The organism is Lysinibacillus sp. K60 (assembly GCF_019731275.1).
GTDB classification, from domain to species: Bacteria; Bacillota; Bacilli; order Bacillales_A; family Planococcaceae; genus Lysinibacillus; species Lysinibacillus capsici.
Genome location: NZ_JAASJR010000003.1, coordinates 531924 through 556923, shown reverse-complemented (window position 1 = coordinate 556923; position 25000 = coordinate 531924). Strand labels below are relative to the sequence as shown.

The following is a 25000-nucleotide window of genomic DNA, read 5'->3' as shown; positions in this document are numbered from 1 at the left end:
GTTGCGACAAAAAATATGGCGACTTCTTCCTAAAGAAACTAAAAAAACCTCCACCAATGAGGGGGAGGTTTTTGCAAAAGTTTACGTTGCAAAACATGCGAGGAGATCATGTATTGTATATTGTTCTAATGCAGTTACGGTATGGTGTTTTGTATTGAATGGTAATTGCTTGGTAATCTCGTTCGGAATGACCACTGTATAAAGCCCCGCTGCTACAGCGGCTTGTGCGCCATTCGGTGAATCCTCAATTGCCACGGCCTCATCAGCCTCTACTCCTAATTGTTCAAGCGCCTGCAAGTAAAGCTCTGGATCAGGCTTAACATTTGTCACCGTGTCAGCACTACAGAAGCAATCAAAGTATTGTCGGATACCCAGCCGATCCACATACAAATCAATCCACTGACGACTGGAGCTACTAGCAAGTCCAATCTTCAAACCCGCTTCCTTTGCCTGCTGTAGCAATGTTAAAATACCAGGTCTTAGCGTTTCCGTTTCCATCCATTGTGCATGGCGGTGCTGAATAGATGTTTGAAAAGCCTCCACATCCAGTTGTATGTGATGATGTGTAACAAGATATGTATAGGGATTAAAAGTTAGAAGATTGGTCCCAAGGCACTTAGCATAGGTTGCTAACGATAATTCAATACCATATTGTGCATAGGCATCCTTAAAAACGTTATACCATGCTGTTTCCGTATCAATGATAGTACCGTCAAAATCAAAAATTAGAGCTTTTATCATCAAATTCTCTCCATTCTATTGTTTTGCGCTGAACCAAGCCCAGGTTTTGGCCTGCTATCCGTCGATTTCCTAATCCTATGCATCAATTTAGACCCGCTATCCGCTACTTTCGCATTTCTATCCGCCTATCCTATCCACCACTTCTTCACCTTTATCCCCCTGATTCAACAATATAACGCCTCCAATAATGAGGGCAATACCGATCGCAGAATAAACAGTAAAAATATCGTGCCAAATGACAATGCCTACCAGAACGGTTAAGGCTGTGCCGACACCTGACCAGATAGCGTAGGCCAAGCTTAATGGTATGGTTTTTAAGCAGAGGGATAGGCTATAAAACGAAATACCATAGCCAATTGCTACCGCCAAGGATGGAACGAGGACAGTAAAGCCGTCTGAGAACTTCAACATGGTTGTTGCAAAGACCTCGCTTATAATCGATAGTGTTAAAAATAAATAGCCTTTCATCCTGTTCAGCCTCCTAATGACCACCAGCAAGATTGAGTACCACGACACCCAAGATAATGCATAGAATCCCTAATATCTTCTTGCGATTAAATCGTTCCTTATAAAGGACAACCCCCACAATAGCAGTTAACGCTGTCCCTAAACCTGCCCAAATTGCATAGGCTGTGCCAATAGGAATCACTTTTAATGTTAAGGCTAAACAATAAAACGCCGCTCCATAGCCTACTACTACGCCGATTGATGGTCCTATTCGTGTGAAGCCCTCAGTACGTTTGAGCATGGAACTGGCAAAAACCTCTGCTATGATAGCCAGAATTAAAAAACTAAAAGCCGTCATTCAAAAAATCCTTTCTGCTTTGCTTCTAGATGTCATCTTCTTCCTCTACATATTCCAATATGTCTCCTGGCTGGCAGCCCAAAGCTTTACAAATGGCATTTAATGTAGAAAAACGTACGGCTCTTACCTTGCCTGTTTTTAAATTAGAGAGATTGACAATCGATACATCCACCCTCTCTGCAAGTTCACTCAGCTGCATTTTACGATCCGCTAGCATACGATCTAATCGAATAATTATGGTCATGTTTTCACTTCCTAAGCTGTTGCATCATATTCATCCTGAAGGAATGCACCGTATCGGAAAATACGTGCAAAGATCCAAATCACCACACCACATAGTAAAAGAGTCCAGTGAATGCCTGTAAAATGATAGCTAATCCCCTTGATCAAACCCGTCTCTACAAATCGGGACTCCAATTGAAATTGTTGCATAATCAGATAGACGGTATATGTACGAAATGCATTCACTGTCAAGCTCAATACAATCACACAGTAGGCAATTCTCTCCATTTTTTTACTATTAGCGAGTGAAAATACAATACCTTTTGATAAATTACTTAAAATATTCCTTACTTGTACAATAATCATTAATAAAATAGCTATGTATATTGTAGCAATAAATAGAAAGGTCATGACATCTTTTTTTGAATAGTGAATGTCCCTTGTCACATGGTCTGCCAGCTTCATTTCAAACCCCTCTAACTGAACGGTAGCGATCACACTGCCCTTTGTTAATAAATGATTCACTTGTTGCTCTGATACCACCATTGCTCCCACCATAAAAATCGCGAGCATCGTCAAGGCAAAAATCATCATCACCATGATGATGGTAAAAGCGGTACGAAGCCCCTTTGTCATCCATCGAAATTCTTTACTTTGAATTGTTTGCCCCATTATCAACCTCTCCCTCCCTTCTCTCTATTATACATCCCCTTTTATCTCTATCAATAATTTCTTAATGTTTATCATTAATAAATTATTGATAAAAATAAACCCTCTAAAGTTTAGAGGGTTTATTTTAGTAATCCTATTTTTACTAAATATTCTTTTGCTACTTCTGCTGCAAGCTTTCCTTCTACATTCACCTGATAATTCATTTCTCGCATTTCATCATCTGTAATGTGATCAGCTAGTTGATTTAACGCTTCTCCAATCTCTGGATAGTCAGTCAGCGTTTCTTTCCTTAGTAAAGGCGCTCCCTGGTATGGTGGGAATAATGCTTGATCGTCCTCCAATACACGTAGCTTGTATTGACGAATTTCACTATCCGTTGAATAAGCATCGAGCAAATTAATATCACCTGATTGTATTGCCTGATAGCGAAGCTTGGGCTCCATCGTTGCAAGTGTAGTAAAGGCTATTCCATAGCGTTTTTGTATGCCCACATAGCCATCCTCACGGTCATTAAATTCTAATGTAAAGCCTGCTTTCACCTTCTGCTCTATTGGTTTGAGGTCAGAGATTTTTTGCAGTTGATAGCTCTCAGCCAGTTCCTCTGATACAGCGAGTGCATACGTATTGTTATAGCTCATAGGACTCAGCATGACCATATCGAATTGCTTCTGCATCCCCTCTTTTGCCTGAAGATAGACATCCTCTTGGTTATTATTAATGGCTTCTTCCTTTAAAAACTCCGAAATGGCGGTGCCTGTAAATTCAGGATAAATATCAATACTGCCCGATTTCAATGCATTGAATACAAATGAAGTTTTACCAAGCCCTGGCTTTAATGTCACCGTTAAATCGGTCTCCTGCTCAATTAATAATTTATACATATTGATGAGAATCTCAGGCTCCGCACCAAGCTTTCCTGCAATGACAATTTCATCTTGCTGTTTACTGCTTAGAAGCGGGAAGAAAATCATTACCAGTGCCACTAAACTAATGAGACTTAATGTCGTTATGGTTTTTTTAAAGGACAGAGATTCTAATTTTTTAAGCGCCACATCAAAAATCAGGGCTAAAATAGCGGCGGGAATGGCTCCTATAAGAATGAGTGCCGTGTTATTTCGGTCAATCCCAAGTAATATAATATCTCCTAAGCCTCCTGCACCAATTAAAGCGGCTAATGTTGCTGTCCCCACAATCAGCACCATTGCTGTGCGAATACCAGCCATCATAACAGGCATAGCAAGTGGTAGCTCTACCTTTACTAAACGCTTTGATCGATTCATTCCCATAGCTAATGCCGCTTCTTTCAGTGATGGGTCAACCTCATTGATGCCCGTGTAGGTGTTTCGTAGAATAGGCAACAGCGCATAGACAACTAACGCAATAATTGCGGGAACTTTCCCAATACCGAATAAAGGAATTAATAAGCCGAGCAACGCTAAGGAAGGAATCGTTTGCAGCACAGCACTAATTCCAATAATACTCTCGGCTATTTTCTTTTTATTGGTTAAATAGATACCTAGGGGAATAGCGATGAGGACAGCAAAAAATAGCGCAATAAAAGAGATTTGGATATGCTCTAGTAATGCAGCCAGCAGCTGTGCCTTCCGTTCCTGAAATACATCTATCACATTAGCCACCATGCCCATGCCCTCTTTTCTTAGAATCCGCTGCTAAATAACGAAGCGTGGAAGCTCTTGTCACCATACCTATGAGTTTGCCATTCTCTTCGACACCTAACAAGTCATGCTCGGCTAATTTTTCAAGAATCATCGGAAATGGGGCATCAACAGGAATAGCATGCCCAAAGTCGTTTGTCACTGTGATTGGCTGTATCACATCATGGATCGTAAACAATTGATCCGTCTGCTTACCTCCAATAAACTGTTGGACAAAATCATTTACCGGATTTTGTAGCAATTGTTGTGGAGTGCCTATCTGAACAATTTCACCATCTTTCATAATACAGAGACGATCTCCTAATTTCAGTGCTTCCTGCATATCATGTGATACAAATACAATGGTTTTCTGGATGGTACGCTGCATCTCTAGTAGATCATCCTGTAGTTTGGAGCGACTAATAGGGTCTAGCGCACTAAATGGCTCATCCATTAAAATAATTTCTGGGTCAGCTGCCAAGGCACGAACAACGCCAACCCTTTGCTGTTCGCCTCCTGACAGCTCCTTTGGCTTCCGCTGACGATATTTCGCTGGCTCCAGCCCCACCAACGCTAATAGTTCGTCTACACGTTGATGGATTTTCGTTTTACTCCATTTCTTCAGTTCTGGTACAACCGCAATATTTTCCTCTATTGTCATATGCGGAAATAGGGCGATTTGCTGTAGTACATAGCCAATACTCCAACGTAGCTCATGGATATTATAATCGCTAATCCTTTTATCATTGATCCAGATGGTGCCTGCTGTTAGGGGGATTAATCGATTAATCATCTTCAACAAAGTAGTTTTGCCACATCCACTAGGGCCAATAATAACAAAGAATTCACCCTTTTTAATTTCTACATTTAGCGCTTTGACAGCTATTTGGTTGTTATCATATTGTTTTGAGACATTGTCAAATGTAATCATCTGTCATCTCCTTTAAAATGTGCTCATGAAATGCGTTCACTTTTTATATTTCACCAACAAAAATTATTTCAAACATTTGTAGATAGATGAAACTATTTCATTCTAAATACTTCGCCTTTAGGCACAAACGGTAGCTTGGCCCCCTGTGGTAGTACGAAGGCATGCTGTCTTTTAATGGCTAAACGATCACATTGTCCATCTGTAATAATCAGAATAGGACCATCCTTGGGAAAATCCTGTGCTGCTTCAAGTAGCTGTATACCAGGCTGTAACACTGTGCCTCCTCTACCTCTTACTTTCACTTTCGTTAATAGTTCTTCAGGTGCTAGATAGCCCGCATCATAGGCAACAGCATCACAAAATATAACGCGAACAAAGGGGACATCTCTAGCGATGCTATAGCTCGCTATTGTGCCGAGTGCTTTTCCTAGTAAGAGACGGTCCATGGAGCCTGATGTATCAATAAGGACTGCGAAAGTTCGTCCATCTTCCTCACCGCTTTGATGAATCCATCTTGGTCTAGCTATATCAGGTGTCGATGCTTGCCTTCTACTGGGGCGGGTATATGTTCTAACTTTCTCTATCGGTTGAAACATCCGATCAAACCATTTGGCTAATGCCACATCCCAGGCAATAGGAGGCTGTGCTAGGCTACGAATTTCCTCAATGAGCCCTTGTGGCAGATATCCTCTCTCTTGGGTCAAATGATAGCTTAACCCTTGACTCAATGCCCTTCTATAAAAAGCATCTAAATCCACCCCTACCTTGCCTTCCCAAAAATCTGGTGGATTCGTTTCGATCATATCGCCTATGCCCTGCCCTCGAAAGGTTCTTAATTTGCGATACATCCTAATATCTGTAACAATACGATCATAAATAGATTCTGCTGAAAATCCTTTTAATGCTGGATCATATAGCCCGCCAAATGCTGGCATCTCGCCGATTTGCATATCGATGAGCCAGCCATTGATAACATAATCACAAGCAACATTCCATAAGTAGGGATCACGCCCTTGTCTGCGGGTAGCATGGCTTAAACCCGCATGCAGCAATTCGTGTGCCATTAGAAATCGCATTTCCTCATCGGTCATTCCCACAGCCGTATTCAAATAAATCTCCTTTGTTTCCACTGCAATGGCTGCGACCGAGATATCCATTCTTGTACAAATAAGTGGGTCTTCAATTATTGTAAAATCTGCTGCCAAAGCACCAAATAAGGGATAGGAGCTCATAAACCAAGCCTTTGCGCGTTGTGCTTGTGTTACCCTCGTTGTGCCTCCCAATGTGTTTTCTACCCCACCCGCTACTCGAATGGCACTTTGCACGGCTTTCGATAAACCTTCTGCAAATAATGCAGCGAAATCACTGTTCCCTCGATAAAGATAGCCTGTTTGATTTTGTGAAATCACAAAGTCCACTTGGCCTGGCATTGTACTATAGCCTTTCAAATCATCTGGTACACCTTCCCGTAATAATCTTTCATATAATTTTTCCTCAGAGCTAATGGCCTCAAAAAGAGGATTACTCATTTCCTTTGGTGCTTGACCAAATTTTAGCTCTGCTAAAAATTTTGTTATATAGCAGTCACAGGCAATATTCCACAGCTCCTGCTGCTCTTTTGGTTGATGATGATGTAAGCCAAGGTGTAGCAAGCAATGCGCTATCACATATGCCCATTCATTTGGCTGACCTTTTTTATCCTGATTCACATAAATAACACCTGCGCTTGTAACGTAAGCCCAATCCTTTTGAGGCATACTTTCGTACTGCATGTAAACAGCATGACACAACGCCTCGAAAAGGGGATGTGTACAGACAATGTCATGCCCACGTGCGATAGCTTTCTCATTTTTATGCTCCTGTTGTGATGCTTTCTTCTTTTTGGCCATAAGCTACCCTTCCTTTTTGGCTACTAAACGAGGTAAATCTCGGATAACCTCCAGCATAAACCAGGCAGGTAATGCTTCACCCTTTTGCTCTGATACAACCATCTGTGCAATTTCTAAGCTAATGGATGATAGGTCCTTGATCAAGTCTTTGGCTCGAAAGGCTAATTGCCGTTGATTGCCCTTCAATGTCGTATGCTCGTTCGGAAGCTCCTTCAGTAACTGAGCACGGAAGGATTGTGCCATGAAATAAAGCAAATCTCTTTCATCAGGTTGATCGGGCCAACGTAATTCTCCATGAATAATTTTAGCAAGATCATATTTACTCTGCACTTGCTTGATAAAGGCTTTAAATTGACTGGCAGTATGCGCGGATAGGCAGCTACTTGCTAATAGATCAATTGTTTGTTCTTGTAAGCTATTGCCATATGCATACAAACAATCACTTAACATATGCCATGAACGAGGCGTGGAGAAGGGTTCTTCTGTTTTCGGAGGTTCGCTCCATAAATGATCGGGACGCATTTGAATATACTCAATCACATATGGATGTATTTCATGTGTATAGGCCCATTCAAGCCAATCTTTGTGCGATGCCCTAAGCTGAACATGGACCATCCGATTGATTAATGCGGAGGACATCGGCTTAACAATCGCGTTATCCTGAGCCCGATTTCCTGCACCAATAACAATCGTACCCTCTGGCAATGTAAACTCTCCAATCCTGCGTTCATGAATAAGACTATAAAACGCTTTTTGTACTTCCTGTGAGCAAGCATTTAATTCATCTAAAAAAAGGCAATAAGGTTCATCGCGTGCAATCATTTTGGGTGGACAAAAAACACTGTAGCCATCCTTAATCTGCGGAACACCAATAATATCCTCAGGTGCTAGCTGACTGCCCAATAACGATACACAATGTAGCCCTAATTCACTAGCAAAGTTTTCAACAATCGCTGATTTCCCAATGCCAGGTGCTCCCCAAATAAAAACTGGTCTTATTGTCGCTACATTCAGTAGAAAATCATATAGTTGTTTTTGTGTCACATTAAAAATCGTATTCAATCAAAACGCCCTTTCAACTTATTGTTTTAAAGGTTAATAATACCATTTTCTAAGAAATTATTCTTGTCTCTACCATTCTATGAAATTGACTGCCAATTACTAGCTGTGAGAAAATAATAAAAATTGTAGTAGAGAGGTCGTGACCTATGCATAATGGCTTTCAGTTTTTGGCGATTTCACAACTAGCAAAAAGGTTTCCAGCAGACTCTTGGTGGGCAAAGTTTTACAAGGATTTTAGTGAAGATGATCTAGTAGCGTACTATGAGGGGGATTTAACACTTCCCTCTCTTGATTTGGACTGGGATATGCCATTCCCACAACAGGACAAGACCATTCTCATTTTCATCAATGGTCATCTAACCGTAGACACCCTCTATAATTTAGAGACAGATGGGGCAATTGGACTGATAGTGATGGGCAATGTACTCGCTAAAAATATAGCTGTAGGTGGTCAGGAAATCTATGTGCACGGGCATCTGACAGTCGAGAATATATTATGTGGCTCCTACAACCATGGCGAAACGATCGTTAATGGCAATCTTCAGGCAGCAATATTGGTTCAGGATGATGAGTATCGCATCAACGTAAAGGGTCAGAAGTCGATTCCTTGTATCGTAAATATATGGCACGGAGATGGCGTTTTTCAGGAGCTCCCTATCCGTATTGAAGATGTATTAGTAGACGAGATATTTTTACCTGAGGATGAGGATGACATCGGCTTTTCCTTCACTTCACTCGTGGAAATTCTAAAACAAGGGCGTTCTGCACTCACTCAATTTACAAGCGTTCCTCAAAGGACAATAGCAGCTCCTATTTATTTCACGCACCATTCGATCAATGCGGAAAACATACTGAAACTGACTTCGTGTATTCTGATGACACCTGACAAACCTTCTTTCGATTTGACGGAACAGGATGTTTATTTTATGATCCAACGCGCACATACCAATGCTGATGGAGATGTACGCAATGATAGTATTTATATATTGACCTCGCAGTGTCATTATTTTATTTGGCTTAATGAGGATCAATCCGTCTCTCTCTTGACAAAAGCACTAGATGAAGAAGCTGAATGGTGGGATATTACAGCATCTTCCCAGGAGGATTTAGTGGATTTACAACAGCACTGGCTGATGTTGTTAACCTGCATCAATGTAGCAGAACTTTACTTGCACAGTATCGAGGTGCGAGATGTACAACAAATTCTTCAGCATCCTGCGGTTCTGGATTTAGACGATGAACATGATGGATTGTGGGATGGTTCCAAATGCTATAGCTTCCGTCAAACCTATTTGGATGATGAAGGCGATAGGATACATGCTCGCATTGAAATTATGACGCCTGATGAAGCGTATTATTTTTATACGCTCGAAAATCAATCCTATGTTGCTCGCCACTATCAGCCTCCTAACGTTTTTGGTCGACAAGAGCTATCTTATTTAAACACGATTCAATGGGAAGCGTCCGAGCGATATTTTGAGAGATTCAAACAATTTATGTCTCAGAATTTTAAGATAGATTTAGGAACTAATTAAGGCAAGAAACGTTCTATGAATGATGAAGTCTATTCAACTATACATCTCTTTCACTCTCTGTAATAATGAGAGATAGCTAAACTTTTAATAGAAGGGAGGGAGATGTGGTCACGACCAACATCCAGCTACAATGAAATACGTGCTAAACTTTTTTAAAGGACTTATGATTGCCGTTGTCGTTATTTGTATTTCGTTTTATATGGTGACACAGTTATTTAATACGACTGAAAGAGAAGAGTCTGTGGTTATTGATGATCGTCCAAGTGTGGAAGAGTTTATCGGTGAGATTGCAGAGACCGCACGAGATCTTGGTGCTGACAATGACTTATATGCATCCGTGATGATAGCCCAGGCGATTCTAGAAAGTGAGCATGGGCAAAGTGGACTTGGCTCTGCCCCTAATTATAATCTTTTTGGAATGAAAGGTAGCTACCAAAATAATTCCGTCACACTCGAAACCACAGAGGATGATGGGTCAGGCAACCTTTCTACCATCATGGCTGACTTCCGCAAATACCCTTCCTATGAAGCATCCATGCAGGATTATGTAAAATTAATGCGTAATGGCGTTTCATGGAATAAAGATTTTTACGCAGGCGTTTTCAAAAGCAACACAACTACCTATACAGATGCGACCAAGTTTTTAACAGGCTCCTATGCAACTGATTCGGCTTACAATGAAAAATTAAATACATTGATCGCAAAATATGACCTTCAACAATATGATAGTCCTGTAAAAGATAAGAAAACCATCACGGTGGCTGATGGCGATTCACTTATGAAGATTGCCGAAGCCTATAATGTGAAAGTGACATCACTTAAGCAATGGAATCAGCTTCGAACAGAACGACTTGAAGCAGGCCAGCAACTCAATATTTATCATTATTAACACAAAACGTCCATGACTCATCTAGGAGTATGGACGTTTTTTCTCATGAAACTAATTCGTTTGTCAAAACGTCTTAGTGTAAAAATACGGAAAGGATAGGAACACAGTGAAGCGTACACAATTGCTCAGTCTTCTCGCCGTTAACCTTGTGCTATTGCCATTGATTCAGCTTAGCTACAACCTATATTTCATAACAAAAATAGCAGAGGGTTCCTTTTATCTTATTATTTTGCCCACTCTTATTATTTTATCGAACCTCTTACTATGTTGTAGTTGGCCAAGAGTAGCAGCTTCTATCCATTGGAGCTTTATCTATGCCGGACAGGCCACTTCTATAGCCTGTTATTTTGTGTGGCATTACGGGCAACTAGAGCCCTATCCAGATATGCCTCCAGGTGAAGCAGTCTTTGATTTATGCATGAGTACATTTTTAATTGGGCTATGGCAGTTCATCGTGTTAGTACTGGTCCATCTCAGTACATTTATCATCCTCAAAATGGGACTGACCTTTAAAAAAGCTTAACTAGTCCTTCTGTGAGTTATATAAAGTACCTACTGCTAGTATGGTCGTGGCTAAATCCTGTCGATAGAGGGGATGTTTGGCATCTAAACTATTAATCGTTACTTCATTCCCACCTAACGATGAATGGACATACAAATCATCGCCCATGTATAAAGCAATATGGCCTGGAAAATAGATTAAATCACCCATCTGCATTTGGTCTTGGTCTATGTTAACGATAGGGAAGCCCTCTACTATTCGGGCATCACGATAAATATAGACACCGTTTAACATATAGGCCATCGAACATAGACCAGAGCAATCAATACCTACTGGCGATTTGCCACCCCATCGATAAGGAGCCGTTAAATAGCTAAGCGCTGTGTCCACCACATTTTCTCGGAACTGCTTCTCTGATAATGACTGTACTGTTATTTTAGGCTGTAGCCATTTTGTTCGAACGTACCCTATTTGCCCTGCCACTAGCTGTACGGCTGACCATTCTTCAGGTACTGCATCGTCTGACATGACACGAATGGAAGAGCCTCTAACAAGCGTTAGCAGCTTTGTACTTTGAATACGTGGCTGCTGCAAAACATCTGCAAAGCTTTGACAGATTACATACTGTGCCTCTTGTTGCCATGTAGACGCAAGAGCCTCCTCTTGTAGTAAATCTGCCTTCTGACAATACCCCTCGTAACGATAGGCCGTTCGAATAGAAACCCATGCGTCATTGACATCCCTGATGATCTCGACGGTCATCCCATAAAGCACTTCATCGACTAATTCAGAAGCTTTATCTGGCATGGCATGCAGGCTAGCAATCATGGCTGTAACGATAGCCTTCATCCTTCTCCCCCTTCCGCTTCACTAGCTGGTCATAGACAACTTTCGATAGACGACCAATGAGTTGGCGCGCCTGATCATTGTCCGTTACATTTGTTATAAAAACACCCATACTATAATCGACTGCATTCGTGTAAAATATCCCTACATCATGATCGATGGTATCTAGTCCGCCTGTTTTATGTGCCAGCCTCACATCATCTATTAGATAACGCTTTAGGGAGTCATGTACACGCTGACGGCTTAAAATATCAATGACTAGCTTATTGTAAGGAGGCGATAAAAGCTCTTGCTGATAGATACGTGTATAAAGATGCGCCATATCCCTTGCTGATGTGCGATTATCTACGCCCTTTGCTAGCCGATCCACATCCATCATTTTTCGCTGTAGCAATGTATCCTGTAAACCGATATGCTGAAAATAGGCATTCAAATATGCCATGCCAACTACATTGATTAAGACGTTCGTGGCTGTATTATCGCTTGTAATAATCATCCACACTAGCAGATCATAGAAAGTGCTTTGTGTAAGCCTTTGTTCACTAATCACACTAAAATCCACCCAATCAGCTGGTGAAATCATAAGCGTAGAATCAAGTGATAATTTGTTTTTCTCTATATGTGAGAGCAAGGCTAACAGGATCGGCACTTTGATTAAACTAGCACTTGAAAATGAAGCCTCTAGCTGATGACCAATGAGTAACTGATTCGTTGTTAGATTTTTAATAAACAAATGTACCTTGTAGGGCGATTCTTGAATAAGTGTCGTAATTCTCTGCTCCATAGACCACCTATCCAACTACATGGATACGCTGATTGTCCGCATCCATCTTGATGGTTCTTCCTAAAGGAAGCGACATCGTTGGTAAACAATGACCACATGCCAAATCAGCAATAATAGGCTTCCCTAAAGGCATTAGAATTTCTTGAAAAATAGTTTGTAATGATAAGCTGTGTGCTGGCTGCTCGGGATTTTCAGGTTCGCAATTTGTCCAAGCGCCCAATAAAATGCCTGCCACATCATCTAGCTTTCCTGCCAGTTTTAATTGTGTCAGCATACGATCCACCCGTTGCTCCGTTTCATCGATATCTTCTAAAAACAGAATCTTACCTCGTGTATCAATTTCATAGGGTGTGCCTAGTGAAGCTGTCACTAATGTTAAGTTGCCACCGATGAGTTGACCTGAAGCGCTCCCAGGAACCAGTGTGGACATAGGCTGGTGAGAAGGATTTTTTAAGTAGTACGCCTTTCTTTCATTCTCCATAATCAGCTGAATGAACGACTGCCAAGTATAGTCATCCATCTCCTGTCTAATAAATTCTGTGGATGGCATCGGCGTATGATAGGTTACAAAGCCACATAGCTGATTAAAAGCTATATGTAGAGCGGTCACATCACTATAGCCAGCAAATACTTTTGGATTGGCACTTATCAAATCAAAGTCTAATTGGGCTAGAATTTTCGTCGCACCATAACCCCCACGTATACAAAAAATGCCATCAATCATTGGATCACCAAACATACGATGAACATCTGCTACCCGTAAATCATCTGTGCCTGCTAAATAGCCATGTCTTGCGTGACAGGTCTCCCCAACGACTACATTGAGCCCTAGCTTTTCGATACTAGCAATAGCAGGTTGCAGCTTTTCGGGTGGCGTTGCTCCAGAAGCACTAATAAGACCAATTGTGTCACCCTTTTTCAATGCCTTTGGACAAATCATATCTTTTCCTCCCTTTTCAGTGAAGTACGATACTCGGCAAGTTCCTCTTCATTAGCTAAAATAAAATGACCTTCCTCTATTTCAACAAATGAGGGGGGGTTCTCATCATAACGATGCTGTGACGGATCATACACTTCTACAACTTTCTCCCGCTCCTTATAGGGATTTGGCTCTGGTACTGCTGATAACAAAGCCCTTGTGTAAGGATGCAGCGGATGAGCAAAAAGCTTTTCTGTTTCCGCTAGCTCCACAATTTTCCCCTTATAAATGACCGCCGTACGATCCGTAATAAAACGGACAATCGATAAATCATGGGCAATAAATAAAAACGTTAAATGATTTTGCTGTTGAAGGCTTGCTAATAAATTTAATACTTGCGCTCGAATGGACACGTCCAAGGCAGATATTGGCTCATCTGCAATAATAAATTCAGGCTCCATCACTAAAGCCCGAGCAATACCAATACGTTGGCGTTGACCTCCTGAAAACTCATGCGGAAAGCGGCTTGAGAACTCTGGAAGTAGCCCAACGTTCAATAACGCATCGCGCACCTTTTGTTGTCGATCTGCCTCATCTTTATATTTTTTCGAAGGGTATAAGCCCTCTGAGACAATATAATCTACTTTTGCTCGTTCATTTAAAGATGCCATAGGGTCCTGGAATATCATTTGGATTTTTTGCGTAATTTCTCTATCCCAATCTTTAGGTATTTTCCCCTGAATACTTTTGCCATGGTACAAAATTTGTCCCTCTGTGACCTCATTGATGCGCATAATCGCTCGACCAATCGTTGTCTTCCCTGAGCCTGATTCACCTACAATGCCAAATGTTTCGCCTTTAAAAATTTGAAAGCTGACATCATCAATGGCTGTAAACTTATTTTTTCCTTTGCCAAAAACAACAGATAAATTTTTTACTTCTACAAGCACCTCTTTATCAGTCATTCGCATACTGCCTCCCCTCTGCAAAAAATGCTTGTAAGGCTGCTGGAGGCTCTACCTTTGGCGCCAGTGGATCTAACAACCATGTTCGCGCATAATGAGTATCACTGACCTGAAAAAAAGGAGGTCGCTCGATAAAGTCAATTTTTAGTGCATATGGATTGCGTGGCGCAAAACCATCACCTTTGATTTCTTGAAATAGATTAGGAGGCGTGCCCTTAATGGAATACAATTGTTCTCCCTTTGAGCCAAGCTGTGGTAAGGAGGAAATCAGCGCCCACGTATAAGGATGCCTGCTATGAAAGAAAATTTCATGTGTTTCCCCAACCTCGATGACATCGCCCGCGTACATTACGGCAATACGGTCAGCCACTTTTGCGACTACACCTAAATCATGCGTAATATAGACGATTGTTAAGTCGTATTTTTGCTGAAGACTTTTTAAGAGCTGTAAAATTTGTGCCTGAATGGTTACATCCAAAGCTGTCGTTGGCTCATCACATATTAAAATATTCGGCTTACAGGCAATCGCAATCGCAATAACGATGCGTTGGCGCATCCCTCCTGAAAATTCATGTGGGTATTGCTTATAGCGCTTTTGCACATCGGTAATGCCGACATCTGTTAACAGCTTTAGTGTTTCCGCATAGGCTTCTTTGCCTCTTAAGCCCTGATGCATAACCACACATTCTTCAATTTGCTTTCCAATGGTTTTGAGCGGGTTTAACGATGTCATCGGATCCTGTGTCACCATCGCTATTTCCTTGCCACGAATCCCTAGCCATTCTTGCTCTGTTGTGAACTTGCCTAAATCCTGTGCATTGTAAATAATTTGTCCCTGCTTAATGCGACCATTTTTATCAAGCAAGCCCATAATGGATTTCATCAGCACGGATTTACCCGAACCTGATTCGCCCACAATGGCTAAACTTTCTCCCTTGTAGAGGTCGAGTGAAATATCGCGAATCGCTGTTAAAACTCGACCACGTAGCGTAAACTGAATCACTAAATTTTGAATGCCTAATATGCGTGATTTTTTCAATGTCACTCGCTTCCTCTCCTTATACATGGTTTTTCGGATCTGCTGCATCTGCAAAGGAATTACCAATAATATAAAATGCGATCGTAATAACGCTTAGTACAATACTTGGGAAAATAAGCTGATAACGTAGATCTGGTGACATCATAAGGACACGTCCTTCATTAATTAAATTTCCTAAGGATGGCTCACTGATCGGAAGCCCTAAGCCGATATACGTTAAAAAGACTTCGGCCCCAATTGCAAAGGGTATCGCTAAGCTCATGCGTAGCATAATGACAGAAATTAAATAAGGTAATAGATTTTTTAGGATAATACGATAATCAGGTGTGCCTAAGCACTTTGAGGCTAGATTGTATTCGCGGTCACGCAAAATAACAATTTGATTGCGGATAAACCTCGCCATTTCCACCCACCCCGTAATACACATAGCAATAATAATTGTTGAAATACTTGGCCGTAAGATATAGGACATTAAAATGAGCACAATGGTCGTGGGGATATTATCGACAACATTATAAAGCTGTGTTATAGGCGCTTCTAATTTCCTTGAAAAGCCCCACAGCGTACCGATTGTAATCCCCACAACTGCCTCCACTAAAGCTACAACACAGCCGATAAAGAGGGATGTCCGTGTGCCTGCCCAAATACGAGACCATAAATCCTGACCAATTGAATTCGTACCAAACCAAAATTCTGCATTAGGTACCATATTACGTGCCTGCATCCCCGTTTGTTCATCCAAGTAAATTTTAGTTGGTGATTTTTGCGCTGGTAAATAGGGTTGTAGAATCGTAAAGCCAACAATGATGATCACCCCAACTAATAAAAAAACGGCCAGTCGATTTTTCAAAAAGGATTGCCATGTAGACCGCCAATAAGAATAATTTGAATAGCCCGTTTCCTCCGCCTGCCTTGCATCTACTTCAGCAAATTCAAACAAGGTTTCACGCGATTTATTTGAAATATTATTGATTTCATCTGTATACATCCCCATTAACGCACACCCCCTCCCTTGCCTAATTTAATACGAGGGTCGACAAGTGCCATGGCAATATCCCCCAAAACAAGACCAATGATACCCAGGGAAGAGAACACTAACACTAGGCCTTGCACAATCGTATTATCCTGTCGCTGAATAGCATCCACAAGTAAGCCCCCCATCCCCGGAATGGAATACAACGACTCTATATAGATCGAGCCTGTTATCGTAAACAGAATCGTTGCAGGTAAATATTGTGCCATGGGAATAAAGGCATTACGTAATACATGCTTGAACATCAATGTCCGCTCCTTTACGCCCTTTGCCCTAGCTAGCTTAATATAGTCCTTGTTCAGTTCATCCACCATATAGCGTCGCATCCACATCGCGTAGGAGGCAGTTGGAGCCAATGCCATTGACGTAAGTGGAAGAATCCAAGTAACCGGCCTGTATTCATCAAACAGCATCGGTAATTGAAAGAGTTCTGTAATATACATTTGAATAACTAAGTAATAAACGGCTGCTGGGACTGCAACAACAAATACGATGTAGCCTGTCCCAAGTCGATCCAACCAACGTCCCTTACGATAGGCCATCATTATTCCTAACGGCACACCAATCAGGAGTGATAAAGCGACGGCTCCTAAACCAAAGAGCAGAGAATACGTGATTTTATCTGCAATAATCGTCACTACTGGGACATCGGTACGATAAGTCACTGATTTGCCCAAATCCCCCTGCATTAAATTCTTGTAAAAATTCCCCAGTTGGACGAGCATTGGGTCTCGCAAGCCTAGATTTGTTAAGTAAATTTCCTGCTGAGCAGGTGACATTTTATCGGCTGCCGCTCCTAAATAGCCTTCCTCTGGCATTAGCCGTAATAATGAAAAGACAATGGTGATGATAATAAAAAGGGTTAAAACAGATTGTAAGAGTCGTTTTCCTATATACTGCAACATCGCGCCATCCTCCTTTGTCAAAAAGACGAAAGGAGATGCCGACTATTCTTTTCGGTATCTCCTTTTCATCTACGAAATTCTACTACTTTTCAGCATTGGCTAGTGCTTCCGCACGTTCTTGCTCCCATTCGGCAAGCGCTTTTTTAAATTCTTCATTACTCATCGGCTTTTCTAACACCTGCTGGCCTTTAAATTTCTCTGCCGTTACACCAAATGGCGAATATTGCGCCTCGAATGGATTTAATTTAGATGCCATATAGCCACTTCCACCAACTGAATATGGAATAACAAAGGCTTCATCAATTAAAAATGCTTCTGCCTTCGCAAATAACTCATAGCGTTTGGCTGTGTCAATTGTTTCTTTCGCTTGATCCACAAGATTTTGATAAGTTGTTTTACCATTCGCCTCTTTATAGCCCTCTGCTAATTCTGGTTTATTGTAAGTACCATCTACTGTGAAAGGATCTGTATACGTAGATGGATCTGCAAAGTCAGGACCCCAGTTCGCCTCTAAGAGTGCAAATTTACCTGGACGACGTACCTCTGATAAGAAGCCTGTGGATGGACCAGCCTCTACAATAATGTCGACATAATCTGTCCCTAGTAGTTTTTCCATTTGCTGCTCGACTACTTGAGAGCGATTAGCCCAATCCGGCATACCAGCGTTATAAGGCATTAATACTTTCACAGGGAATGTAGCTTTACCCGCTAATGCGGTTTTTGCTTTTTCTTTATACTCCAGGGCCAGCTCTTTATTGAAGGAATCCTCATTGGAAATGGATGTAAGTGGTGCTAGTTGTGTATAATCCACGCCTTCCACATCAACAAAGTTTTTTGGTGTAATGGTATTGCTCAACAAATCTGCTGGATTATATGATTCAACCGTTAGCATCGCGGACACACGATCAAGCGCATGGAATAAGGATTTGCGGAAATCTTTATTATTGACGGCGATTTTCCAGTTATCAGGCTCGTATTGTGCGTCAAACTGTGGGTTGAAGTTGAGTGCATAAAAGTAGGTATAGAAGTTATTTTGTGTTTGACGAACCTGAGATTTTTTCTTTTCATCTTTAAACCATTCATCAATGATAGAGGTAGGGATACTAGCCGAATCGATTTCGCCACGTAAAAACAGCTCAGGCGCCACAGTTGCCGCTTCTTTATTGTATTTATAGCGAATACGATCAATCAGCACCTTGTCTTTATCCCAGTACGTTTCATTTTTCACAAGAACGCGTTCATTTTGTGGCTCAAATTTATCTAAAATATAGGCACCGTTATAGAGGAAGTTTTCACGTGTTGTGCCAAAATCCTCTCCTTTTTCCGCAATGAACTTGCCATTTACAGGGAAGAAACAAACATAATTCAACATAGAAAGAAAATAGGGTGTCGGCGCCTCTAAAGTATATTCTACTGTATGTTCATCTAGCGCCTTTATGCCTACTTCCTTGAAATCGTTCATCTCGCCATTATAGAAAGCTTCCCCATTTTTCACCACCGTCGCAATCCAAGCTGTCGATGATTCATTTTTAGCATCAAGCACATAGTGTAAGCCATCCACAAAGTCTTGTGCTACAACAGCTGCATATTCCTTGCCCTCATGTGTTACCCATTTTGCGTCATCACGCAATTTGAATGTCCACACCGTAGCATCCTCATTCGAGGACCACTCTTTCGCTAATCCTGGCTGGACCACCCCATAGCTGTCATATTCAATGAGCCCATCCACCATATTCGCAGCCACCGCAAATTCATTTGTTTCTGACGTCTTTAAATAATTTAACGTTTTAATTTCCCCTGAATACACCACTCGATATTCTGATGCTTTTTCACTCGCTGACTTGTCATTACAGGCTACACAAAATAATACGACCAGACATACGAACAGCAACCAATATTTTCTCACAAGCATCCCCCTAGTCATCTTTTTATAATGAAAATCCTATTGGTAGGATGGATTGCACCTTCCCTAGGATCATTCAAACATAAGCTAGGTCTGTCTAATTCGACCATCTATCGATGAAATGAACAACGGTACATACTCGTTGTCACGGTTATGAGATTAAATTGTCGGTTCTATCAACTATCAAACCACTCAGACAGCGTGTCCCACTGCTTTTTAATTATCCGTTTATGTGGGGTTATACTTGATTAAGCGCTTTTCAGCTATATGTGAGCGGGTTCTTCGATTTTTTGATCACTTTTCACGTGATTATGAGCGGGTCTCTCAACCTTTTGATCACTTCTCCTGTCTTTGTGAGCGGGTACACCACTTTTTTGATCACTTCTCACACTTTCATGAGCGGGTCCCTCACCAAATGGATCACTTCTCACCTTTCAAGAAATAAAATCCTCACTTGATGTAAAAGCTCCCACTAGACCTTTCCATCATGTTAAAAATTGCAGGACACGCAGCACCTCATAAAAATCATGGGTCAAGAACTCCACGGTATTATGTGGTTTGAATTTGGCATTTGGATAAAATGAATTGCGATAGGCTCTTGTATGGTCACGATAAATAATCTCTACCATAAAGTGTTCTGGCAACGTTACCTGTAATGCGGCACGAGGGATCTTCATAGAAGACTCTACCAGTCGCTTGGTTTCCATTATGGTTAGTTGTGGACTGACACTAATCGTCGCATTGCCGATGCCTTCCTTTGTAGCAAACGTGACAATGTGTTCATTTATCGCCTGAATCTCTTCTGTCAACCCCACATCCCCACTTACGAAGGACACGGGCACATCGTGTAACGCTGCTGCATACGTATTGATCAGAAATTCGCTCGCATATTCGCCATTAATTTTGACATCTGCGTATGTGCAAAGCGTGTGGGCTAGTGGGTTACGCTCACTGCCACCCTTGCTGTGATAACCAATAAAAATAGCACGGTCAAAGCTTCGATCGAGACCTGCTACCATACACATAGGATCATATGTCCAGCCACGGATGACTTTACAGTTGATTGGTAAATTAGAAATGTCTAGATTGCGGGCTGAATCATGTGCGTCCTTTAATAAAATTTCAGTTGCTCCCCCTGCTATCGCTCCTTCAATGGCAGCTTCTACTTCTCGCGTCATTTGTCTTTGAAAAAACTGATAGTCAGGTGCGTTTAACTCGGTCTCACTCCACGAAGTTGTACCTGTAATCCCTTCAATATCTGCACTAATATAAACTTTCATAGAAATCGAAACTCCTTTACATTGTGATTTTGAATTGTTGCGTGTACTGCTCCGTAATGAGCTACCTGTGCATAAACACGTCTAGCCCATGCCACATTGCCATAATCGTAATGCCACCATTCCTCTGCATAGTTCGTAAATCCAGCAAGTGTCATACAGTTATACAGCAAACGTCGGTGCTGACAGGCAAGCGGATTTTCTTGCGTATGCTGTTCAAAATAACGGGTCGCTGATTTTTCATTCATTTCATCAAACGCTGTCCCAAGATCGAGGGCTTTACCATGAACATCAGCCAGTGTTACATCGATGGCACCCCCTGTTAAATGGGGGGCTAAATGGGCTGCATCTTTACTTGGAAATGCTACATATTTTTTGGTCGCCTGCATAATCTCTTGTGGTGTTAACTGCGGCATCCTTTTTGCTAATTGCTGAGAAAAATGGCTGAACAGATACTGCTGTACTTGAAATGGGCGATAGCCATCATAAAGTAATAAGCCATACTCTTGAGGTAATAATGTTAATACCTGTTGCAAACGCTCATAGACACCTTCTCTTACATAAATAACGTGTAAACTATTAGAAATCTGTTGCTGATAGTAGATTGGCTTCATAAATACCCTAGGATGAGCACCTGTAAGCTGGATAAGCGGCTCATTGTTTTCACATACAACTGGTGATGGCGAGGGGCTTCCATTTAGAGAGGGTGCTATTGGTTGAAAAAGATTAATAATAACGGAACCCCCTCTTTAAATAGTTAGATAATTCAGTTTTTTAAGTTGAATATTATCACATCTCCCTATCATTGACTAGATAAAAAAAGAATAATTACAAAATAATGGATATACTCTTATAATGATACATATTCCAGCAATTGACGGGTCAAAAAACCACTTATATCCTCTAATTAAGGATTTTATTCATCTTATAGCTCGCTCATGCTAAAAAATTAACGAATCCTGTTTGGTTACCTAAAAAAACCCATTGAAACACTGTTTCAATGGCTTTTTCTTTTATGCCTGATGAAAGGAGTAAGCTTGTACAGTATGACCATTGCGGCCAGTTGTTGTCTGTGCCTGCGATAACGAATTCAGTATCGCTTCCTCAGTCGCTTCCGCTGCGGCTGTAAACAGTTGATTCATGATGGGTTGATCCTCACGAAGCTGAATTCTTGTCTCAATAAGCTGATCAGCGGTATGAGGAATACTATGTGCCGTCGTGAAGCCAATCACAATGTCACCACTACCATGTGAAAAATGACTGCCTGTCCGTCCTAAACCGATACCACAGCGTTTAATGACACGTGTCAATTGTCGACTACTTAGTGGGGCATCTGTCGCAAGGACAATGATAATGGAGCCATCTGTTGGTGATAAGATAGATTGGTTTTGCGTAGTTGAGACTTTGTAATGCTCAGCTAAAAACTCCCCGCCTTGTCCAAAATTACTAAGAACTAGACAGCCTACTGTATAGTTCACTTCATTTGATTCTACTTTGACGATGCGAGAGGAAGAACCAATTCCTCCTTTATAGCCGAAACACATCATCCCCTTTCCTGCACCAACAGCGCCTTCCTGTGCCGTCTTTGTAGAGGCTTGGCGAATGGCTTCTATGGCATGCGCAGGTGTCACTGGACAAGCTCGAATCGAATTAAGATAACTATCATTACACTCGCCTACAACGAGATTAATGGTTCCTGTTGTCAGTCCAATGTCTTCATTCCTATCAAGCATATAGCTTAATGTACCTTGTGTAACAGCTGGTACGCCAAAAGTATTGGTTAACATAATGGGCGATTCCAGTACACCTAGTTCATTCACTTGCACAAGTCCCGTTGTTTTCCCAAAGCCATTTAGTACATAGCTTGCCGCTGTTACCTTTTCCTGAAATACATTGCCTCCATGCGGTAAAATGGCTGTAACGCCTGTACACGCATAGGCCCCATTCTGATCTAATGGCTCATCCAATGTCACATGTCCCACTTGGACTCCTTCTACATCGGTGATGCAGTTTTTCTGCCCAACTGGTAACATACCAATTTCAATGCCCAATTGTCTTACTTTTCCCTGCATAGTATGCCTCCTCCTGAATCGCCATTAATACAGCAGCCTGTGCATGGATCGCCGTTGTATCAAACACCGGAATGCTGACATCCTCCTGCTGAATCAATAAGCCGATTTCTGTGCAGCCCAAAATTACCCCTTGTGCCCCCGCATGTACAAGCTCCTCGATCACTTGGCTATAGTACGTTTTAGATGCTGGTACAATGGTGCCAAGACACAATTCATCGTAAATAATTCGGTTTACTTCCATTCGGTCGTTGCTGTCAGGCACGATCACCTCTATGCCAAAGCTTTCTACCCTTGCCTTATAAAACGCTTGCTCCATTGTGTATTTTGTGCCAAGAAGCGCTATTTTCTGTAGCCCCGCTTCTTTGATTTGCTTAGCTGTGGCATCCGCAATATGTAAAATAGGAATGGTTATAGCAGGCTCGATAACATCAATGACCTTATGCATTGTATTGGTACAAATGATGACTAGGTCTGCACCTGCCCGCTCCAGTGCTTGTGCAGCTTGAGCTAGCACCTCACCTGCTTTGTCCCACTCACCGTTAGCTTGAAAATGCTCAATTTGCTGGAAATCTACACTAAACAAAATACATTTCGCAGAGTGTAAGCCCCCTAGTCTATGTTTAACCTGTTCATTGATAAGTCTGTAATATTCAGCAGATGACTCCCAGCTCATCCCACCAATTAAGCCGATTGTTTTCATGTCTACACCACTCCTTTTTTTCTATTATTATACGCCTCTCTCACACAAAAATAAGAAAATTTTCCAAAAGCAATATATGACGCTTGGAAAATAATATATAAAAGGATTTTTCACAATTAATAAATTTGAAATATCAAAATTTTAGTATAATTCATTATATTAAAAAAAGTTGATTTTATATAAAAAAACAGTGTAGACTAAAGCGTATTGTGAAAGGAGGACAACTTATGGAATGGATCTCAACGATAGTTGATAGCGGAAATAATATTTTATGGACATATATCCTCATTATCTTACTTTTAGTAGCAGGATTATATTTTTCATTCGGTACGAAGTTTGTACAAATTCGTCTTTTTCCTGAAATGTTTCGTTTAATTGTAGAAAAAAGAGAGGGCGATTCGGGGGTTTCTCCGTTCCAGGCCTTTACCATTAGTGCTGCTTCACGTGTTGGCACAGGAAATATTACAGGGGTAGCCTTAGCCATTGGTGTAGGCGGACCTGGTGCAGTATTTTGGATGTGGATAATCGCAATTTTAGGAATGGCCACTGCCTTCATTGAAAGCACCTTAGCGCAGGTCTATAAAGTGAAGGATGGCGATACATTCCGTGGTGGACCCGCCTACTATATGGAGAAAGCGTTAGGTCAACGAAAGCTTGGCATTATTTTTAGTATTTTATTAACATTAAGCTTTGGCTTTATTTTTAATGCTGTGCAATCTAACACAATTGCCACTTCAGTCGGCGAAGCCTTCGATGTAAGTCCTAAGATTATTGGGGCTATACTTGTCGTTTTAACTGCCTTAATTATTTTTGGTGGTGTCCATCGTATTGTAAAGGTGACACAAGTTCTTGTCCCGGTTATGGCCATCTTTTATTTGCTTGTTGCTCTTTTTGTTGTGGTGACCAATTTATCGGAAATTCCCCATGTTTTTTCATTAATTTTTACTCATGCATTTGGCCTACAGGAAGCTGCTGGTGGTGCAATTGGTGCTGCAATCATGCAGGGTGTACGTCGCGGTTTATTTTCCAATGAAGCAGGGATGGGGAGTGTGCCGAATGCTGCGGCAACTGCTAATACTTCACATCCTGCTAAGCAAGGACTTGTACAAAGCTTAGGTGTCTTTTTTGATACGATTATGATTTGTACTGCCACTGCGTTTATCATTATTTTAGCGGGCTTATATGATAAAGGTGAGAGTGATGGTATTATTTTGACGCAAAATTCTTTAGCTGTACATGTTGGTGATTGGGCTCCTTATTTTATTGCCATCTCCATCATTTTCTTTGCTTTTAGTTCGATTATTGGTAATTATTATTATGGTGAATCCAATATTGAATTTATGGATGCCCATAAAGCTTGGATGTTTTGCTATCGAATTTTAGTGTTAGTTATGGTTATGTTCGGCTCCATCGCACAAGTACAGCTTGTATGGAATCTTGCTGACCTCTTTATGGGGCTGATGGCGCTTATCAATATCGCCATTATTATGATGCTCGGTAAAATTGCCTTCCTTGTGCTAGACGACTTTACTGAACAACGTAGAGCAGGCAAAAATCCTGTCTTCTATGCAAAATCAATCCCAACCTTAAAAAATACTGACTGTTGGGAAGAAGAAGATCGATAAAATACTGAACGCCACTTCTAAAATTGGAG

General features: G+C 41.3%; 25 protein-coding genes. 4 read left to right on the top strand and 21 right to left on the bottom strand.

What is annotated here, in order from left to right:
• Positions 1-81 precede the first annotated feature (81 nt).
• The 9 genes from HCH28_RS10070 to HCH28_RS10030 all read right to left on the bottom strand — a co-directional run bounded on the left by HCH28_RS10070 (position 82) and on the right by HCH28_RS10030 (position 7977).
• Complete coding sequence (locus HCH28_RS10070) at positions 82-741, bottom strand: HAD family hydrolase (protein WP_221680825.1); 660 nt, start codon at positions 739-741, stop codon at positions 82-84.
• Positions 742-858: 117 nt separating this feature from the next.
• A complete protein-coding gene (locus tag HCH28_RS10065; RefSeq protein ID WP_221680824.1) occupies positions 859-1209 on the bottom strand; it encodes a DMT family transporter in 351 nt (116 codons plus the stop codon).
• Between the two features lie 13 nt (positions 1210-1222).
• Positions 1223-1546, bottom strand: coding sequence for a DMT family transporter (locus tag HCH28_RS10060; protein WP_221680823.1), 324 nt, complete (start codon positions 1544-1546; stop codon positions 1223-1225).
• A gap of 25 nt (positions 1547-1571) precedes the next feature.
• Positions 1572-1790 (bottom strand): helix-turn-helix domain-containing protein, encoded by a 219-nt coding sequence (locus tag HCH28_RS10055; RefSeq protein WP_004229412.1) that lies wholly within the window; start codon positions 1788-1790, stop codon positions 1572-1574.
• A gap of 11 nt (positions 1791-1801) precedes the next feature.
• A complete protein-coding gene (locus HCH28_RS10050) occupies positions 1802-2440 on the bottom strand; it encodes a DUF2975 domain-containing protein (RefSeq protein WP_221680822.1) in 639 nt (212 codons plus the stop codon).
• Between the two features lie 119 nt (positions 2441-2559).
• Positions 2560-4080 carry an osmoprotectant update ABC transporter permease/substrate-binding subunit OpuFB gene (opuFB, locus tag HCH28_RS10045; RefSeq protein ID WP_255601022.1) on the bottom strand — a complete coding sequence of 507 codons (1521 nt, stop codon included), beginning with the start codon at positions 4078-4080 and terminating at the stop codon, positions 2560-2562.
• Positions 4070-5026, bottom strand: a complete 957-nt coding sequence (locus tag HCH28_RS10040) for an ABC transporter ATP-binding protein (protein WP_221680821.1) — start codon at positions 5024-5026, stop codon at positions 4070-4072. The genes opuFB and HCH28_RS10040 overlap by 11 nt, the downstream gene beginning before the upstream one ends.
• Positions 5027-5118: 92 nt before the next feature.
• Entirely contained in the window at positions 5119-6915 is a 1797-nt protein-coding gene (locus HCH28_RS10035) for a vWA domain-containing protein (protein ID WP_221680820.1), read from the bottom strand.
• Between the two features lie 3 nt (positions 6916-6918).
• Positions 6919-7977, bottom strand: coding sequence for an AAA family ATPase (locus HCH28_RS10030; protein ID WP_221680819.1), 1059 nt, complete (start codon positions 7975-7977; stop codon positions 6919-6921).
• A 146-nt stretch (positions 7978-8123) separates the two neighbouring features.
• On the opposite strand from HCH28_RS10030, the gene HCH28_RS10025 reads away from it, so the two are divergent.
• From HCH28_RS10025 to HCH28_RS10015, 3 genes are all read left to right on the top strand, one after another.
• Positions 8124-9512, top strand: a complete 1389-nt coding sequence (locus tag HCH28_RS10025; protein ID WP_221680818.1) for a hypothetical protein — start codon at positions 8124-8126, stop codon at positions 9510-9512.
• A gap of 130 nt (positions 9513-9642) precedes the next feature.
• A complete protein-coding gene (locus tag HCH28_RS10020) occupies positions 9643-10401 on the top strand; it encodes a glucosaminidase domain-containing protein (RefSeq protein ID WP_048390248.1) in 759 nt (252 codons plus the stop codon).
• 106 nt (positions 10402-10507) lie between these two features.
• Entirely contained in the window at positions 10508-10924 is a 417-nt protein-coding gene (locus HCH28_RS10015) for a hypothetical protein (RefSeq protein WP_221680817.1), read from the top strand.
• On the opposite strand, the gene HCH28_RS10010 is transcribed toward HCH28_RS10015, so the two are convergent.
• From HCH28_RS10010 to HCH28_RS09955, 12 genes are all read right to left on the bottom strand, one after another.
• On the bottom strand, positions 10925-11752 hold the full coding sequence (locus HCH28_RS10010) for a C40 family peptidase (protein WP_221680816.1): 828 nt from the start codon (positions 11750-11752) through the stop codon (positions 10925-10927).
• Positions 11721-12533, bottom strand: coding sequence for a serine hydrolase (locus HCH28_RS10005; protein ID WP_221680815.1), 813 nt, complete (start codon positions 12531-12533; stop codon positions 11721-11723). The genes HCH28_RS10010 and HCH28_RS10005 overlap by 32 nt, the downstream gene beginning before the upstream one ends.
• 7 nt (positions 12534-12540) lie before the next feature.
• Positions 12541-13473, bottom strand: coding sequence for a S66 peptidase family protein (locus HCH28_RS10000; protein WP_221680814.1), 933 nt, complete (start codon positions 13471-13473; stop codon positions 12541-12543).
• Positions 13470-14417, bottom strand: a complete 948-nt coding sequence (locus HCH28_RS09995) for an ATP-binding cassette domain-containing protein (protein ID WP_221680813.1) — start codon at positions 14415-14417, stop codon at positions 13470-13472. Before HCH28_RS09995 ends, HCH28_RS10000 begins: the two co-directional genes overlap by 4 nt.
• Positions 14410-15483 carry an ABC transporter ATP-binding protein gene (locus HCH28_RS09990; RefSeq protein ID WP_221680812.1) on the bottom strand — a complete coding sequence of 358 codons (1074 nt, stop codon included), beginning with the start codon at positions 15481-15483 and terminating at the stop codon, positions 14410-14412. The genes HCH28_RS09995 and HCH28_RS09990 overlap by 8 nt, the downstream gene beginning before the upstream one ends.
• Positions 15476-16450, bottom strand: a complete 975-nt coding sequence (locus HCH28_RS09985; RefSeq protein WP_221680811.1) for an ABC transporter permease — start codon at positions 16448-16450, stop codon at positions 15476-15478. The genes HCH28_RS09990 and HCH28_RS09985 overlap by 8 nt, the downstream gene beginning before the upstream one ends.
• Positions 16450-17394, bottom strand: coding sequence for an ABC transporter permease (locus tag HCH28_RS09980; RefSeq protein ID WP_221680810.1), 945 nt, complete (start codon positions 17392-17394; stop codon positions 16450-16452). Before HCH28_RS09980 ends, HCH28_RS09985 begins: the two co-directional genes overlap by 1 nt.
• 82 nt (positions 17395-17476) lie before the next feature.
• The gene (locus HCH28_RS09975) at positions 17477-19306 is read right to left on the bottom strand and encodes a peptide ABC transporter substrate-binding protein (RefSeq protein WP_255601020.1); all 1830 of its coding nucleotides are present in this window, start codon (positions 19304-19306) and stop codon (positions 17477-17479) included.
• A gap of 476 nt (positions 19307-19782) precedes the next feature.
• Complete coding sequence (locus tag HCH28_RS09970) at positions 19783-20577, bottom strand: M55 family metallopeptidase (protein ID WP_221680808.1); 795 nt, start codon at positions 20575-20577, stop codon at positions 19783-19785.
• Complete coding sequence (locus tag HCH28_RS09965; protein ID WP_221680807.1) at positions 20574-21188, bottom strand: M15 family metallopeptidase; 615 nt, start codon at positions 21186-21188, stop codon at positions 20574-20576. The genes HCH28_RS09970 and HCH28_RS09965 overlap by 4 nt, the downstream gene beginning before the upstream one ends.
• A gap of 399 nt (positions 21189-21587) precedes the next feature.
• Positions 21588-22646: a DmpA family aminopeptidase gene (locus HCH28_RS09960; protein ID WP_221680806.1), complete on the bottom strand. Its 1059-nt coding sequence runs from the start codon at positions 22644-22646 to the stop codon at positions 21588-21590.
• Positions 22615-23346, bottom strand: a complete 732-nt coding sequence (locus HCH28_RS09955) for an aspartate/glutamate racemase family protein (RefSeq protein ID WP_221680805.1) — start codon at positions 23344-23346, stop codon at positions 22615-22617. Before HCH28_RS09955 ends, HCH28_RS09960 begins: the two co-directional genes overlap by 32 nt.
• Before the next feature lie 227 nt (positions 23347-23573).
• Here HCH28_RS09955 and HCH28_RS09950 point away from each other — a divergent pair, with 227 nt between their 5' ends.
• The gene (locus HCH28_RS09950) at positions 23574-24971 is read left to right on the top strand and encodes an alanine/glycine:cation symporter family protein (RefSeq protein WP_221680804.1); all 1398 of its coding nucleotides are present in this window, start codon (positions 23574-23576) and stop codon (positions 24969-24971) included.
• Positions 24972-25000 lie beyond the last annotated feature (29 nt).

Excerpts from the sequence above, each read along its gene's own strand:
- HCH28_RS10070 (WP_221680825.1), bottom strand. The coding sequence starts at position 741 with ATGATAAAAGCTCTAATTTTTGATTTTGACGGTACTATCATTGATACG.
- HCH28_RS10065 (WP_221680824.1), bottom strand. The coding sequence starts at position 1,209 with ATGAAAGGCTATTTATTTTTAACACTATCGATTATAAGCGAGGTCTTT.
- HCH28_RS10060 (WP_221680823.1), bottom strand. The coding sequence starts at position 1,546 with ATGACGGCTTTTAGTTTTTTAATTCTGGCTATCATAGCAGAGGTTTTT.
- HCH28_RS10055 (WP_004229412.1), bottom strand. The coding sequence starts at position 1,790 with ATGACCATAATTATTCGATTAGATCGTATGCTAGCGGATCGTAAAATG.
- HCH28_RS10050 (WP_221680822.1), bottom strand. The coding sequence starts at position 2,440 with ATGGGGCAAACAATTCAAAGTAAAGAATTTCGATGGATGACAAAGGGG.
- opuFB (WP_255601022.1), bottom strand. The coding sequence starts at position 4,080 with ATGGTGGCTAATGTGATAGATGTATTTCAGGAACGGAAGGCACAGCTG.
- HCH28_RS10040 (WP_221680821.1), bottom strand. The coding sequence starts at position 5,026 with ATGATTACATTTGACAATGTCTCAAAACAATATGATAACAACCAAATA.
- HCH28_RS10035 (WP_221680820.1), bottom strand. The coding sequence starts at position 6,915 with ATGGCCAAAAAGAAGAAAGCATCACAACAGGAGCATAAAAATGAGAAA.
- HCH28_RS10025 (WP_221680818.1), top strand. The coding sequence starts at position 8,124 with ATGCATAATGGCTTTCAGTTTTTGGCGATTTCACAACTAGCAAAAAGG.
- HCH28_RS10020 (WP_048390248.1), top strand. The coding sequence starts at position 9,643 with ATGAAATACGTGCTAAACTTTTTTAAAGGACTTATGATTGCCGTTGTC.
- HCH28_RS10010 (WP_221680816.1), bottom strand. The coding sequence starts at position 11,752 with ATGAAGGCTATCGTTACAGCCATGATTGCTAGCCTGCATGCCATGCCA.
- HCH28_RS10005 (WP_221680815.1), bottom strand. The coding sequence starts at position 12,533 with ATGGAGCAGAGAATTACGACACTTATTCAAGAATCGCCCTACAAGGTA.
- HCH28_RS10000 (WP_221680814.1), bottom strand. The coding sequence starts at position 13,473 with ATGATTTGTCCAAAGGCATTGAAAAAGGGTGACACAATTGGTCTTATT.
- HCH28_RS09995 (WP_221680813.1), bottom strand. The coding sequence starts at position 14,417 with ATGACTGATAAAGAGGTGCTTGTAGAAGTAAAAAATTTATCTGTTGTT.
- HCH28_RS09990 (WP_221680812.1), bottom strand. The coding sequence starts at position 15,483 with ATGTATAAGGAGAGGAAGCGAGTGACATTGAAAAAATCACGCATATTA.
- HCH28_RS09985 (WP_221680811.1), bottom strand. The coding sequence starts at position 16,450 with ATGGGGATGTATACAGATGAAATCAATAATATTTCAAATAAATCGCGT.
- HCH28_RS09980 (WP_221680810.1), bottom strand. The coding sequence starts at position 17,394 with ATGTTGCAGTATATAGGAAAACGACTCTTACAATCTGTTTTAACCCTT.
- HCH28_RS09975 (WP_255601020.1), bottom strand. The coding sequence starts at position 19,306 with ATGCTTGTGAGAAAATATTGGTTGCTGTTCGTATGTCTGGTCGTATTA.
- HCH28_RS09970 (WP_221680808.1), bottom strand. The coding sequence starts at position 20,577 with ATGAAAGTTTATATTAGTGCAGATATTGAAGGGATTACAGGTACAACT.
- HCH28_RS09965 (WP_221680807.1), bottom strand. The coding sequence starts at position 21,188 with ATGAAGCCAATCTACTATCAGCAACAGATTTCTAATAGTTTACACGTT.
- HCH28_RS09960 (WP_221680806.1), bottom strand. The coding sequence starts at position 22,646 with ATGCAGGGAAAAGTAAGACAATTGGGCATTGAAATTGGTATGTTACCA.
- HCH28_RS09955 (WP_221680805.1), bottom strand. The coding sequence starts at position 23,346 with ATGAAAACAATCGGCTTAATTGGTGGGATGAGCTGGGAGTCATCTGCT.
- HCH28_RS09950 (WP_221680804.1), top strand. The coding sequence starts at position 23,574 with ATGGAATGGATCTCAACGATAGTTGATAGCGGAAATAATATTTTATGG.